This window comes from Streptomyces sp. NPDC056948, from assembly GCF_042674225.1.
GTDB classification, from domain to species: Bacteria; Actinomycetota; Actinomycetes; order Streptomycetales; family Streptomycetaceae; genus Streptomyces; species Streptomyces purpurascens.
The window spans coordinates 1-13745 of the sequence record NZ_JBHUQX010000257.1; the positions used below are offsets into that span (position 1 = coordinate 1).

Below are 13745 nucleotides of genomic sequence, written 5' to 3' on the forward strand. Positions count from 1 at the left end.
GCCGATCACACCGACGCGGCGGCCGGCGAACCCGCCGTTCGTACGGGAACGCCGGCCGGTGATCCGGCCGTCCGCGGGAAAACCGGTGCCGCGCTGTCAGACGCGCATGCGATGCTCGGGGCCGTGGAGACCAGGTCCGTCAGCCCCGTGTTCGTCGGCCGTGCCGAGGAGTTGGGCACGCTGCACGACGCCCTCGCCCGTTCCCGCGAGGGCGAGCCGCAGGCCCTGCTCATCGGCGGGGAGGCCGGAGTCGGCAAGACCCGCCTGGTCGAGGAGTTCGCCGCCGCCGCCCGCCGCCGGGGGGCGGTGGTCGCACTCGGCGGCTGTGTGGAGATCGGCGCCGACGGCCTGCCCTTCGCGCCGTTCTCCACCGCGCTGCGCGCCCTGCGCCGCGAACTCCCCGACGAGCTGGCCGCCGCGGCCGCCGGACAGGAGGAGGAGCTGGCCCGGCTGCTGCCCGAGCTGGGCGAGTCGGGCACCGGGCGGCACGACGAGGACGGCATGGCCCGCCTCTTCGAGCTCACCGCACGCCTCCTGGAGCGCATCGCCGCCGGCCACACGGTCGTCCTCGCCCTGGAGGACCTGCACTGGGCCGACGCCTCCACCCGCCACCTGCTCGCCTATCTCTTCCGCACCCTGCGCACCGGCCGCCTCGTCGTCCTCACCACCTACCGCTCCGACGACATCCACCGCCGCCACCCGCTCAGGCCCCTGCTCGCCGAACTCGACCGGCTCCGCACCGTCCGCCGCCTCGAACTCGCCCGCTTCAACCGCGAGGAGGTGTGCCGCCAGGTCACCGGCATCCTCGCCCACGAACCCGCCCCGGACCGGATCGACGCGATCTTCGAGCGCTCCGACGGCAACGCCTTCTTCGTCGAGGAACTCGCCGTCGCCGGCCACGAGGGCTGCCGCACGGGCCTGACCGACTCCCTGCGCGACCTGCTGCTCGTCCGCGTGGAAGGGCTGCCCGAGGCCGCCCAGCAGGTGGCCCGGATCGTCGCCGAGGGCGGCTCCACCGTCGAGTACCGGCTGCTGGCCGCCGTCGCCCGGCTCGCCGAGGACGACCTCATCGAGGCGCTGCGGGCCGCCGTGAACGCCAGCATCCTCGCCCGCGCACCCGGCGGCGACGGCTACCGCTTCCGCCACTCCCTGGTCCGCGAGGCCGTCAGCGACGACCTGCTCCCCGGCGAACGCTCCCGCCTCAACCGCCGCTACGCCGAAGCCCTGGAGACCGACCCCACCCTCGTCCCCGCCGATCAGCGCGCGGCCCGCCTGGCCAGCTACTGGTACCACGCCCACGACCCCGCCAAGGCCCTGCCCGCCGTCCTCGACGCATCGGTCGAGGCCCGCCACCGCCACGCCTACGCCGAGCAACTGCGGCTGCTGGAACGGGCCATGGAACTGTGGGACGCCGCCCCCGACGCCGTACGCGGCTCTCTGCGCCCCGTCGACTACGCCGAGGTCTACCCTCCCTGCGGCTGCGACCCGGCCACCACCGCGCTGCGCCACCTCGACCTGCTGGCCGAGGCGGCCGTGGCCGGACGGCTCTGCGGGGAGCGCGAACGCGCCCTGAAGATCACCAAGCGGGCGCTGCGCCTGCTGGACGACGAGGACGACCCCTTGCGCACCGCCTGGTTCTGGATCCAGCGCTCCCGGCTGGTGCAGAGCCTCGCCCGCGGCGACGGCTGGAAGGAGATCGCCACCGCGCAGGAGCTGGTCCGGGGCCTGCCGCCGTCCGAGGTGCACGCCGAGGTGCTCGCCACGGCCGCCCACTGGTCGATGCTCCACGAGCCCGGCCCGGAGGCCCTGACGGCCGCCGAGCGGGCCGTCGAGTACGCGCGCATGGTGAGCGCCGACGACATCGAGTCCAACGCCCGGCTCACCCTCGGCGGCCTCATGGTCGACGCCGGGCAGATCGAGGCCGGGCTCACGCACATGTACGAGGTCAGGGACGAGGTGGTCGCCCGCAGCCTCGCGCCGATCGTGGGCCGCAGCCATGTGAACCTGCCCTCCGTCCTCGAGGGCATCGGCCGTTCCGAGGAGTCCGTCGAGATCCTGCGCGAGGGCCTGCGGCTCACGGGGGCGATGGGCCTGCGGGTCGCCGAGGCCTGGATCTGGAGCAACCTCGCCGAGTCGCTCCTCTCGCTGGGCCGCTGGGACGAGGCCGTCGAGGCCGCCGGCAACGCCCAGCGGCGCGGGCAGACGGCCGGGCCGCACGGCTCCGGCGCCAACAGCCTGGCCTTCCTCGCGCTCGCCCGCGGCCAGGTGCCCGAGGCCGCCCGCCACCTGGCCGAGGGCCGCGCCGCTTATGGCCCGCTCGACCCCATGCCGCAGCACGACCTCCCGGTCTCCTGCCTCACCATCGCCGTGGCCGTCGCCGAGGGCCGCCTCCCCGACGCCCGCGCCGAACTGGCCCGCACCCTGGAGTCCGGCTTCCCGCCCGGCACCCAGCGCTACGCCTGGCCGCTGCTGCTCGAAGCGGCCACCGCGGAGGCCGACGCCCGGGCCCTGCCCGCCGCGCGGGACGGCCGCGCGGAGGCCCTGGACGGCATCTTCACGACCGCCAAGCGCCTCACCACCAACGCCCCTGTCTGGCTCGCCCACGAGCAGTGGGTCCGCGCCGAACTCCACCGCGCCGAGGGCCGGAGCACCCCGGACACCTGGTCGCGGGTGGTGACCGCCTTCGAACCCCTGGAGCGGCCCTACGACCTCGCCCGCGTCCGGTACCGCCTGGCCGAGTCCCTGCTGACGGACGGCGGCGAGGACGAGCGCGACCGCGCCACGGAGCTGCTGCGCCTCGCCCACGCCGTCGCCCGCCACCTCGCCGCCCGGCCCCTGGCCGAGTCCGCCACCGCGCTCGCCCAGCGCGCCCGCCTCCCGCTCACGCCCGTCACGGAACCGGCCCTCGCCCCCGCCGACCCCGCCGAGGCCCTCGGCCTCACCAGCCGGGAACGGGACGTACTGCGCCTGGTCGCCGTCGGCCACACCAACCGCCGGATAGCCGAGGAACTGTTCATCTCCCCGAAGACCGCGAGCGTCCACGTCTCCAACATCCTGGCGAAGCTCGGCGTCTCCGGGCGCGGCGAGGCGGCGGCGGTGGCGCACCGCCTGGGGCTGTTTCCGGCCGAATCGCTCATGCCCCGCCCGGCGGGCTGAGGCATACGCTGTAAGGGAGGCCGCTGTCGCCGCGGCCGAGGGAGGCACCGTGTTCAACGTGTTCGAGGAGCTGTTCTCGCCCGGCCGCAAGCACACCCGCGACGAGCAGAACCGCCTGGAACTGACCCGGGAGGACACCGGTGACAGTGATCCCGGACGCGGGCCGATAGACCTGGCGTCCGGGAAGGTCGTCGTACGCCCGCAGCAGGAGCCGGAAGACCACGAGGACTAGGCCCCAGCGAGGACCAGCGGCCTACTTCACCCGCACCTCGAGGATCCGGTCGTCCCCGTCCTTCGGGCTGCCCCGGCCGTCCGTGTTGCTGGTCACGAGCCACAACCGGTCGCCGCCCGCCGGGACCACCGTGCGCAGCCGGCCGTACTCGCCGTCCAGGAAGGCCTGCGGTTCGGCCGAGGCCTCCGTGCCGTTCAGCGGGACGCGCCACAGCCGCTTGCCGCGCAGGCCCGCCATCCAGATCGACCCCTCGGCGTAGGCGATGCCGCTGGGGGACGCCTCGGCCGTGGTCCACTGGTCGATCGGGTTGTGGAAGTCCCCGTCGCCCGACTTGCCCTCGGCCTCCGGCCAGCCGTAGTTGTCACCCGGCTTGATCGCGTTGAGCTCGTCCCAGGTGTCCTGGCCGAACTCCGAGGCGAAGAGCCGCTGGTTGGTGTCCCAGGCGAGGCCCTGCACATTGCGGTGGCCGTACGAGTACACCGGCGAGCCGGAGAACGGGTTGCCCGGCGCGGGCTCGCCCTCCGGGGTCAGGCGCAGGATCTTGCCGCCCACCGAGTCCTTGTCCTGGGACAGGCCGGTGTCGCCGCTCTCGCCGGTGCCGGCGTAGAGCATCTTGTCCGGGCCGAACTCGATCCGGCCGCCGTTGTGGATGAAGCCCTTGGGGATGCCCTTGAAGACCGTGTCGGGAGCGCCGAGCTGCTCGCCGGAGGGCTTCTTCTCGTCGTACAGCATCCGGACGATGCGGTTGTCCGACGCCGAGGTGAAGTACGCGTAGACCATGTGGTCCGAGGCGTAGTCGGGTGACAGGGCGATGCCCAGCAGGCCGCCCTCGCCGGCGGCCGATACGCCCGGCACCTCGCCCAGCTCGGTCTTCTTCCCGGTCTTCTCGTCGACCCGGACGATCGTCCCGTCGTCCCGGGAGGAGACGAGCAGGCCGCCGCCCGGCAGGGGAGCGAGGCCCCAGGGGGAGTCCAGGCCCTCGGCGACGGTGCGCACCACCTTCACCGAGCCCTTGGCGGGAGGTGTCTCTTCGGCGGCCTTCCCCGGCGGCGCGGAGGACTGCGGTGTCGTACGGCCAGGAGAGGCGCCCTCGTCCGAGCCGGACGATCCTCCGCCGTCGGAGGAGCAGCCGGCCGTCAGCAGGAGCGCGGCGGCGGCCAACACGGCCGGCACGGCTCGACGTTGCACGATCATGGTCCCTTCGACGCGGCGGGTTCTCCTTGTCATACACCGCTCGCGCCTCACAAGTTCCCGATCGCCGAACCCCGAACCGGGAACAGGGGGCCCTGGGCGGGTTTGTGCCGAAGGCTCCGAAGGCCGCGGAGCCCGGCCCCGGATCAGTCCCACGACCCCTGAGCCCGGGGCAGCACCGCCACTTCCCGCAGATTGTCCGGCGTCAGGCGCAGGGTCGTCGCGGCCGCGTTCTCCGTGACCCAGCGCTCCTGCTTCGTGCCCGGGACCGGGACCACGTGCGGGCCCTGGGCGAGTATCCAGGCGAGGGCGACCTGGGCGGGGGTGACGTGCTCGCCGTGGCGGCGGGCCACACGCCGCAGGCCCGCGACGATCGGCTGGTTCGCGGCCATCATCTCGCCCGTGAAGCGGGGGTGCCGGGCGCGCAGGTCGTCCGCCTCGAAGCCCGCGCCGGTCCGCAGCCTGCCGGTCAGATAGCCGTTGCCGAGCGGCATCGCGGCGAGGAAGCCGACGCCCCGCGTCTCGCACCACGGCAGCAGGGTCTCCAGCGCCTCGGGCGACCACACCGACAGCTCCGCCTCCACCGCGCTCACCGGGAAGACCTGCTGCACCCGCTCAAGCTGCCGTATCGTCGCGTCGTGCAGCCGGGCCCCGCCGCGGCGGCCGGCCCGCGCGCCGACCGCGCACAGGCCCAACGCCCGCACCTTCCCGGCCTGGACGAGCTCCGCCATCGCGCCCCACGTCTCCTCGACGGGCACCTCCGGGTCGGCCCGGTGCAACTGGTAGAGGTCTATGACGTCCGTCTGGAGGCGCCGCAGCGAGGCGTCGCAGGCCCGTTTCACATACCCCGGGCGGCCGTTGGCGACGATGTGCTGGTCGCCCACGAGCAGACCGACCTTGGTCGACACGAACGCGTCGGACCTGCGCTCCTTCAACGCCCGTCCCACCAGCAGTTCGTTGGTGAAGGGGCCGTACATGTCGGCCGTGTCCAGCAGGGAAGCGCCCAGGTCGAGCGCCCGGTGCACCGCCCTGAGCGACTCGTCGCCACGCTGGCGCGACGTGCCGTAAGCCCAGCTCATCGGCATGCACCCGAGTCCGACGGCCCCCACCGCGAGCGCCGCCGCGCCGATCGTCCTGCGCTCCACCTGGTCGTGACCCTCCCTGTTCCGGCCACCCCAACCTAACCTCTGCCGTCGCACGCTCCTGACATAGCCTCCAGAGCATGAGTGCTGACGTGTGGCTGCCCATCCCGCCGGACGAGATCGAGGGACTCCCCGAGGGTCCCGGCTACCGCTACTGGAACGGCGGGGACGACTTCCCCGCGGACCCGGCGGACTGCGCCTTCTACGTCGTCCCCTACATGAAGCCCAGCCCGCTGTGCGTGCGCCCGATGCCGGAGATGAGCCACGTAGAGGTCGTGCAGACCCTCTCGGCCGGGATCGACCACGTGCAGCCCGGGCTGCGGCACCTGCGTCCGGGCGTGCGGCTGTGCAACGCGCGCGGAGTGCACGAGGCCAGCACCGGAGAGCTCACCCTCGCGCTGATCCTGGCGTCGCTGCGCGGGATCCCCGACTTCGTCCGCGCGCAGGACCGGGGGGAGTGGCTCGGCGGGTTCCGGCCCGCGCTCGCGGACAAGAACGTCCTCATCGTGGGATACGGATCGATCGGCGCGGCCATCGAAGACCGGCTTGTTCCGTTCGAGGTGGCGCGGGTGGCGCGCGTCGCGCGCTCCGAGCGCACCACGGCGCGCGGTCCGGTGCATCCGCTCACCGAACTCGCCTCCCTGCTCCCGGAAGCGGACATCGTCATCCTGTCCACGCCGCTCACGGAGACCACCCGTGGCCTGGCCGGGGCCGACTTCCTGTCCCGGATGAAGGACGGCGCGCTCCTGGTCAACGTGGCCCGCGGCCCCGTCGTCGACACCAAGGCCCTGCTCGCCGAGGTGGAGACCGGCCGCATCACCGCCGCCCTCGACGTCACCGACCCCGAGCCCCTGCCGCGCGAACACCGGTTGTGGCGTGCGCCGGGGGTACTCATCAGCCCCCATGTCGGCGGACCCACCTCCGCGTTCCTTCCGCGCGCCGAGCGGCTCCTGGTGGACCAGTTGAACCGTTATGTGAACCGGGAGCCGCTGCGCAACGTGATCCTTACGACGGGTGCATCAACAGGCTGAATCGACCTCGGGTACCGTCCGCAATCCTTCGGGTGCGGTGGGTACTCATATATCTGTTGATCGTCACGGAGAGTAGAGAACCTATGTCCCTGAGTGACGAGACTGGTGTATCGTCCCGACAGGGGCAGCGCCGGGGGAATTCGGCGCCGGGGACGGACACTTCGGACTGTGAGGGGGGCGACAGGCGATGCACGGCCTTTGGACGAGCGATCCGACGGGGCGGGGCGGCCGGCGGCGACCCTGGCGGACGGCCGCGTTCAGACGCGGTCACCACGCCGATCACGGCGGCCACCACACCCACCACAGTGATCACCATCAAGGAGTACGGCCCGGGAGGGTCCGGTGAGTGCGCCGCCGACCCCCATGCTGGACGGAGCGCTGCGGGCACAGCCTCCGTCGCCGGGGGTGCTGCTGCCCCGTACGCCGGCCCGCGGCCATCGGCCGGGCCTGGCCCTGCAACTCGTCCTCGCCCTGGTCTGCGCGGGATACGCCGTCGGTGCCGCGCTCGGCTGGGGCTCATATCAAGTGGCCCTCATCATGGGCGACTTCGGGCTGAGCGCCGCGGCGGCCACCGCTTCCGTCTCGTGCTTCCTCTACGCCCGCAACCGCCGCACCCGCTTTCGACCGGCCTGGCTGCTGTTCGGCCTCTCCTCGGCCATGGCGGCCCTCGGCAACCTGGTCTGGGGGTGGTACGAGGTGGTTCTGGGACTGCCCGTGCCCAGCCCCAGCTACGCCGACCTGTTCTTCCTGTGCTTCGCGCCGCCCGCGATCGTCGGGCTGCTCGTGCTCGCCAAGCGGCCGGTGTCCAAGGCCGGCTGGGTCTGTCTCGGGCTGGACGCCTGGCTGATCGGCGGCTCGCTGCTCACCCTGGCGTGGAGCCTCGCCCTCGCCCAGGCCGCGAAGTCGGAAGGGCCCGGCGTGGCGCACATCGCGCTGTCGCTGGCCTACCCGCTGCTCGACATCGCGCTGGTCAGCATGGTCCTCGCGCTGCACTTCAGGCGGTCCGCGGTGAACCGCTCCGCGGTCAACACCGCCATCGGCGCGCTCGCGCTGACCGTGATGTGCGACGCCCTGTTCACCTCGCCGCTGATGCACCACGACTACCGCTCCGGCCAGCTCCTCGACGCGGGCTGGTTCGCCGGCTCGCTGCTCCTGGCGTACGCCCCGTGGGCCGCGCCCCGCACGCAGGACACCGACCGGCACGGCCCGGACCGGCAGAGCACGGCGGGGCACACGCGCGTGGTGCACGAGCACGTGCCCGGGCAGCGCAGCGGCCCGCACCACCAGCCGCCCACACCCGGGGGCGAGCTCGGCCGGTATCCGGCCACCCGGCCCATCTCCGGCTCCCTCGCCGCCCTCACGCCGTATCTCGCGGCCGCCGTGTGCACACTGGGGATCCTCTACAACGTCCTCAACGGCCGCAGCGTCGACCGTGTGGTCCTGCTGACCGGGGGCACGGTCGTGCTCGCGCTCGTCGTGCGCCAGGGCATCATGCTGCTCGACAACATCACCCTCACCCAGGAACTGGCGCAGAAGGAGAACCACTTCCGCTCCCTGGTACAGGGCTCCAGCGACGTGATCATGATCGCCGCGCCCAGCGGCGTCCTCCGGTACGTCTCCCCGGCCGCCGCCGGTGTGTACGGCCGCTCGGCGGAGGACCTGGTGGGTACGGAACTGGCCAATCTCATCCACCCGGAGGACCTGGGCTGCGTCGTGCACGAGGCGCGCAGGTTCCTCGCCGCCAACCCGGTCGAGGAAGCCACTACGCGCATCGAGTGCCGTTTCCGCTCGGGTGACGGAGGCTGGCTGAACGTCGAGTCGACCGTCAACCGCCATCACGGCGGCCTCATCTTCAACAGCAGGGACGTGACCGAAAGGGTCCGGCTCCAGGCCCAGTTGCAGCACAACGCCGAGCACGACCCGCTCACGGACCTGCCCAACCGCGCCCTGTTCACCAAGCGCGTCCAGCACGCGCTCTCGGGCCGCCGGGCCTCCGACCGGGGCGTGGCCCTGCGGAACACGGCCGTGCTGTTCATCGATCTCGACGGCTTCAAGGCCGTCAACGACACCATCGGGCACCAGGCGGGGGACGAGCTGCTCGTCCAGGCCGCCCGCAGACTCCAGGACTCGGTCCGGCAGGGCGACACCGCCTCCCGGCTGGGCGGCGACGAGTTCGCGGCCCTGATCGTCGGGGACAACACCCGCGACCGGGCCGCCCGGGAACGGCACATAGTGGAACTCGCCGACCGCCTCAGGACGACGCTGTCCCAGCCGTACCTCATCGACGGCAACGATGTCCGGGTCAACGCCTCCATCGGCGTGGCCTTCGCGGAAACGGGCCTCGGCGCGGGCGAACTGCTGCGCAACGCCGACCTGGCCATGTACCGCGCCAAGGCCGGCGGCAAGGGCCGCGTCGAGCTGTACAAGCCTCAGATGCAGCAGGACGTCGTACGCAAGGCGGAGCTGGCCACGCGCCTGCGGGCCGCGCTGCACGACGGCGAGTTCGCCCTGCTGCACCAGCCGGTGGTCTGCCTGGAGGACGGCCGGATCACCTCGGTGTCCGCGCAGGCGCGCTGGCGCTCCTCGCAGGGGGTGCTCTTCACCCCGGCGGAGTTCCTGCGCGTGGCCGAGGACAGCGACAAGACCGCCGAGCTGGGCCGGTGGATGATCGAGGAGGCCGTCGAGCAGGCCGCCGAGCGCCAGGCGACCGGTCTGTCCGTGCCGGTCGTCGTCCGGATGAGCGCCCGCCGGCTGCTGGACCGGTCGATGCCGCTCGGCTCGATCGAGGCGCTGCTCACGCGGCACGGGCTGCCGTCCGGGTCGCTGATCATCGAGCTGTCCGACACCGGCCCGAGGGTCTCGCCGGACGAGCTGGAGCGGCGTCTCGGCGCCCTGCGGCGGGTCGGCGTCCGGATCGCGCTCGACGGGTTCGGCAGCGACTGCGCGGCGATCACGGCCCTCAGGCGGCTCCCCGTCGACGTCCTGAAACTCGACCGCGGTCTGGTCGAGGGCGTCGTCGAGTCCGCCCGGCTGTACAAGATCACCAGTGGGCTGCTGCGCATCGCCACCGATCTCGGGCTGAAGTCCGTGGCCGAGGGGGTGGACCTGCCCGAGCAGGTCGTCGCCCTGCGCGCGATGGGCTGCACGCACGGGCAGGGCATGGCGTTCTCCGGACCGCTCGACGAGTACCGGCTGCGCCGGGCACTCGCTTCCGGTCACTATCCGGTGCCGAACGGACCGGCCGAGCCGGCGTTCGCGGGCGGCGCCCCGCGGGTGTACAGCTCGGGAGTGTCCGCCGTCATCGGAGGCGGTACGGCCCTACGCTCACATAATGAGACTCCCGTCCCACCCACTTGACAGTGAGTGTGTGCCGGGGGGAGGGTCTGTGCCATGCGCACCCGAATTCTCGTACTTGGAAAGCGCGTCGGCTGACGCTGAGCCTCGACCGCTCAGCGACTCCACCCGGCGCGCTCCCCTCGCTTGCCTTATGGCACGAGGGGTTTTTTGTTGCACAGGCGCCCTGTGTGCAGCAGCCGAAAACTGCACAAACCTCGCAAAAAACCCTCAGCATCTGAGAAGAGAATGCCGATGACCGAGCAGGCCACCGGGGCCCATCACCCGCAGCCCCGGCCCCGATCCGGAGGACACTCCGCCCCCGAGCAGGTGACGGGCGCGCAGTCCCTCATCCGCTCTCTCGAGGAGGTCGGCGCCGACACGGTATTCGGCATTCCAGGCGGTGCGATCCTCCCGGCCTACGACCCGCTGATGGACTCCACCAGGGTGCGCCACGTCCTGGTCCGGCACGAGCAGGGCGCCGGTCACGCCGCCACCGGCTACGCGCAGGCCACCGGCAAGGTCGGCGTCTGCATGGCCACCTCGGGACCCGGCGCGACCAACCTGGTCACCCCGATCGCCGACGCGCACATGGACTCCGTGCCGCTGGTCGCGATCACCGGCCAGGTGGCGTCCAAGGCGATCGGCACGGACGCCTTCCAGGAGGCGGACATCGTCGGCATCACCATGCCGATCACCAAGCACAACTTCCTCGTCACCAAGGCCGAGGACATCCCGCAGATCATCGCCCAGGCCTTCCACATCGCCTCCACCGGCCGCCCCGGCCCGGTCCTGGTCGACATCGCCAAGGACGCCCTCCAGGCGAAGACCACCTTCTCCTGGCCGCCCGCCATGGACCTGCCCGGCTACCGCCCGGTGACCAAGCCGCACGCCAAGCAGATCCGCGAGGCCGCCAAGCTGATCACCCAGGCCAGGCGGCCCGTGCTGTACGTCGGCGGCGGCGTGCTCAAGGCCAAGGCCACCGCCGAGCTGAAGGTCCTCGCCGAGCTCACCGGCGCGCCCGTCACCACCACCCTGATGGCGCTCGGCGCGTTCCCCGACGACCACCCGCAGCACCTGGGCATGCCCGGCATGCACGGCTCCGTGGCCGCCGTCACCGGCCTGCAGAAGGCCGACCTGCTCGTCGCCCTCGGCGCCCGCTTCGACGACCGCGTCACCGGCAAGCTGGACAGCTTCGCCCCCTACGCCAAGATCGTCCACGCGGACATCGACCCGGCCGAGATCGGCAAGAACCGCGCCGCCGACGTGCCGATCGTCGGGGACGCCCGCGAGGTCATCGCCGACCTGATCCAGGCCGTCCAGAAGGAGCACAGCGAAGGCCACCAGGGCGATTACAGCGCCTGGTGGAAGGACCTGAGCCGCTGGCGCGACACCTACCCGCTCGGCTACGACCAGCCCGACGACGGCTCGCTCTCCCCGCAGCAGGTCATCCAGCGCATCGGACAGCTCGCACCCGAGGGCACGATCTTCGCGGCGGGCGTCGGCCAGCACCAGATGTGGGCCGCCCACTTCATCGAGTACGACAAGCCGGGCACCTGGCTGAACTCTGGCGGGGCCGGAACCATGGGCTACGCCGTCCCGGCCGCCATGGGCGCCAAGGCGGGAGCGCCGGACAAGGCCGTCTGGGCCATCGACGGCGACGGCTGCTTCCAGATGACCAACCAGGAGCTCACCACCTGCGCCCTGAACAACATCCCGATCAAGGTCGCCGTCATCAACAACGGCGCCCTCGGGATGGTCCGCCAGTGGCAGACCCTCTTCTACAACCAGCGGTACTCCAACACCGTCCTGCACTCCGGTCCGGACGACGTCAACCCTCAGGCCCGCGGCACCCGCGTCCCCGACTTCGTGAAGCTGTCGGAGGCCATGGGCTGCTACGCCATCCGCTGCGAGTCCCCGGACGACCTCGACAAGGTCATCGAGGAGGCGAACTCGATCAACGACCGCCCGGTCGTCGTCGACTTCATCGTCCACGAGGACGCGATGGTCTGGCCGATGGTCGCCGCCGGCACCTCCAACGACGAGATCATGGCCGCCCGGGACGTCCGCCCCGACTTCGGCGACAACGAAGACGACTGAGAGCCGTAAAGGAAGCAGATGATGTCCAAGCACACGCTCTCCGTCCTGGTGGAGAACACGCCCGGTATCCTCGCCCGGATCGCCGCCCTGTTCTCCCGCCGCGGCTTCAACATCGACTCGCTCGCCGTCGGTGTCACCGAGCACCCCGACATCTCCCGCATCACCATCGTCGTGGGGGTGGAGGACCTGCCGCTCGAGCAGGTGACCAAGCAGCTCAACAAGCTCGTCAACGTGCTCAAGATCGTCGAGCTGGAGCCGTCGCAGGCGGTGCAGCGCGAACTCGTCCTGGTGAAGGTGCGCGCCGACAACGAGACGCGCTCCCAGATCGTCGAGATCGTCCAGCTCTTCCGCGCCAAGACCGTCGACGTCTCCCCGGAGGCCGTCACCATCGAGGCCACCGGATCCGGCGAGAAGCTGTCCGCCATGCTCAAGATGCTGGAGCCGTACGGCATCAAGGAGCTGGTCCAGTCCGGCACGATCGCGATCGGCCGCGGCGCCCGTTCCATCACGGACCGGTCGCTGCGCGCCCTGGACCGGTCGGCGTAAGACCTGAATCGGGCGGTCGGCGCGCCGTCGGCCGCCCGTATTCCGAGACCCTCAGACTTCCCTTCCGCCCCCCGTCATACGGTGGGACGCAACACCTGCACTCCCGAGGAGAGAACCCAAAGTGGCCGAGCTGTTCTACGACGCCGACGCCGACCTGTCCATCATCCAGGGCCGCAAGGTCGCGGTCATCGGGTACGGCAGCCAGGGCCACGCCCACGCGCTGTCGCTCCGTGACTCGGGTGTCGACGTCCGCGTCGGTCTGCACGAGGGCTCCAAGTCCAAGGCCAAGGCCGAGGAGCAGGGCCTGCGCGTGGTGAGCCCGTCGGAGGCCGCCGCCGAGGCCGACGTCATCATGATCCTCGTCCCGGACCCGATCCAGGCCCAGGTCTACGAGGAGCACATCAAGGACAACCTGAAGGACGGCGACGCGCTGTTCTTCGGTCACGGCCTGAACATCCGCTTCGGCTTCATCAAGCCCCCGGCCGGCGTCGACGTCTGCATGGTCGCCCCGAAGGGCCCGGGCCACCTGGTCCGCCGCCAGTACGAGGAGGGCCGCGGCGTTCCGTGTATCGCCGCCGTCGAGCAGGACGCCACCGGCAACGGCTTCGAGCTGGCCCTGTCGTACGCCAAGGGCATCGGCGGCACCCGCGCCGGCGTCATCAAGACGACCTTCACCGAGGAGACCGAGACCGACCTCTTCGGCGAGCAGGCCGTTCTCTGCGGTGGTACGGCCGCGCTGGTCAAGGCGGGCTTCGAGACCCTGACCGAGGCCGGCTACCAGCCGGAGATCGCCTACTTCGAGTGCCTGCACGAGCTGAAGCTGATCGTGGACCTCATGTACGAGGGCGGCCTGGAGAAGATGCGCTGGTCGATCTCCGAGACCGCCGAGTGGGGCGACTACGTCACCGGCCCGCGCATCATCACGGACGCCACCAAGGCCGAGATGAAGAAGGTCCTCGCCGAGATCCAGGACGGCACCTTCGCCCAGCAGTGGATGGACGAGTACCACGGCGG

9 protein-coding genes are annotated in these 13745 nt (G+C 71.7%); 7 read left to right on the forward strand and 2 right to left on the reverse strand.

Annotation, left to right across the window (positions count from 1 at the left end; all coding sequences use genetic code 11):
* Positions 1-111: 111 nt before the first annotated feature.
* Together ACFTZL_RS28540 and ACFTZL_RS28545 are read left to right on the forward strand one after the other, a co-directional pair.
* Positions 112-3156, forward strand: coding sequence for an AAA family ATPase (locus tag ACFTZL_RS28540; RefSeq protein WP_382588332.1), 3045 nt, complete (start codon positions 112-114; stop codon positions 3154-3156).
* A gap of 49 nt (positions 3157-3205) precedes the next feature.
* Positions 3206-3388 carry a DUF6191 domain-containing protein gene (locus ACFTZL_RS28545; protein ID WP_382588322.1) on the forward strand — a complete coding sequence of 61 codons (183 nt, stop codon included), beginning with the start codon at positions 3206-3208 and terminating at the stop codon, positions 3386-3388.
* Between the two features lie 21 nt (positions 3389-3409).
* Here the strand turns inward: ACFTZL_RS28545 and ACFTZL_RS28550 are convergent, their stop codons facing one another.
* Both ACFTZL_RS28550 and ACFTZL_RS28555 read right to left on the reverse strand, forming a co-directional pair.
* Positions 3410-4615, reverse strand: a complete 1206-nt coding sequence (locus ACFTZL_RS28550; RefSeq protein ID WP_382588324.1) for a PQQ-dependent sugar dehydrogenase — start codon at positions 4613-4615, stop codon at positions 3410-3412.
* A gap of 110 nt (positions 4616-4725) precedes the next feature.
* Positions 4726-5724 carry an aldo/keto reductase gene (locus ACFTZL_RS28555; protein ID WP_382588325.1) on the reverse strand — a complete coding sequence of 333 codons (999 nt, stop codon included), beginning with the start codon at positions 5722-5724 and terminating at the stop codon, positions 4726-4728.
* 77 nt (positions 5725-5801) lie between these two features.
* Between ACFTZL_RS28555 and ACFTZL_RS28560 the strand changes: the two genes are divergently transcribed.
* The 5 genes from ACFTZL_RS28560 to ilvC all read left to right on the forward strand — a co-directional run.
* The gene (locus tag ACFTZL_RS28560; protein WP_382588326.1) at positions 5802-6752 is read left to right on the forward strand and encodes a 2-hydroxyacid dehydrogenase; all 951 of its coding nucleotides are present in this window, start codon (positions 5802-5804) and stop codon (positions 6750-6752) included.
* 342 nt (positions 6753-7094) lie between these two features.
* The gene (locus tag ACFTZL_RS28565) at positions 7095-10109 is read left to right on the forward strand and encodes a putative bifunctional diguanylate cyclase/phosphodiesterase (RefSeq protein WP_382588327.1); all 3015 of its coding nucleotides are present in this window, start codon (positions 7095-7097) and stop codon (positions 10107-10109) included.
* Between the two features lie 231 nt (positions 10110-10340).
* A complete protein-coding gene (locus ACFTZL_RS28570; protein ID WP_382588329.1) occupies positions 10341-12185 on the forward strand; it encodes an acetolactate synthase large subunit in 1845 nt (614 codons plus the stop codon).
* Between the two features lie 21 nt (positions 12186-12206).
* Positions 12207-12731, forward strand: coding sequence for an acetolactate synthase small subunit (gene ilvN, locus ACFTZL_RS28575; protein ID WP_010048631.1), 525 nt, complete (start codon positions 12207-12209; stop codon positions 12729-12731).
* 121 nt (positions 12732-12852) lie between these two features.
* Positions 12853-13745 (forward strand): ketol-acid reductoisomerase (gene ilvC / locus ACFTZL_RS28580; protein WP_382588331.1); only part of this gene is annotated, 893 nt, incomplete at its 3' end.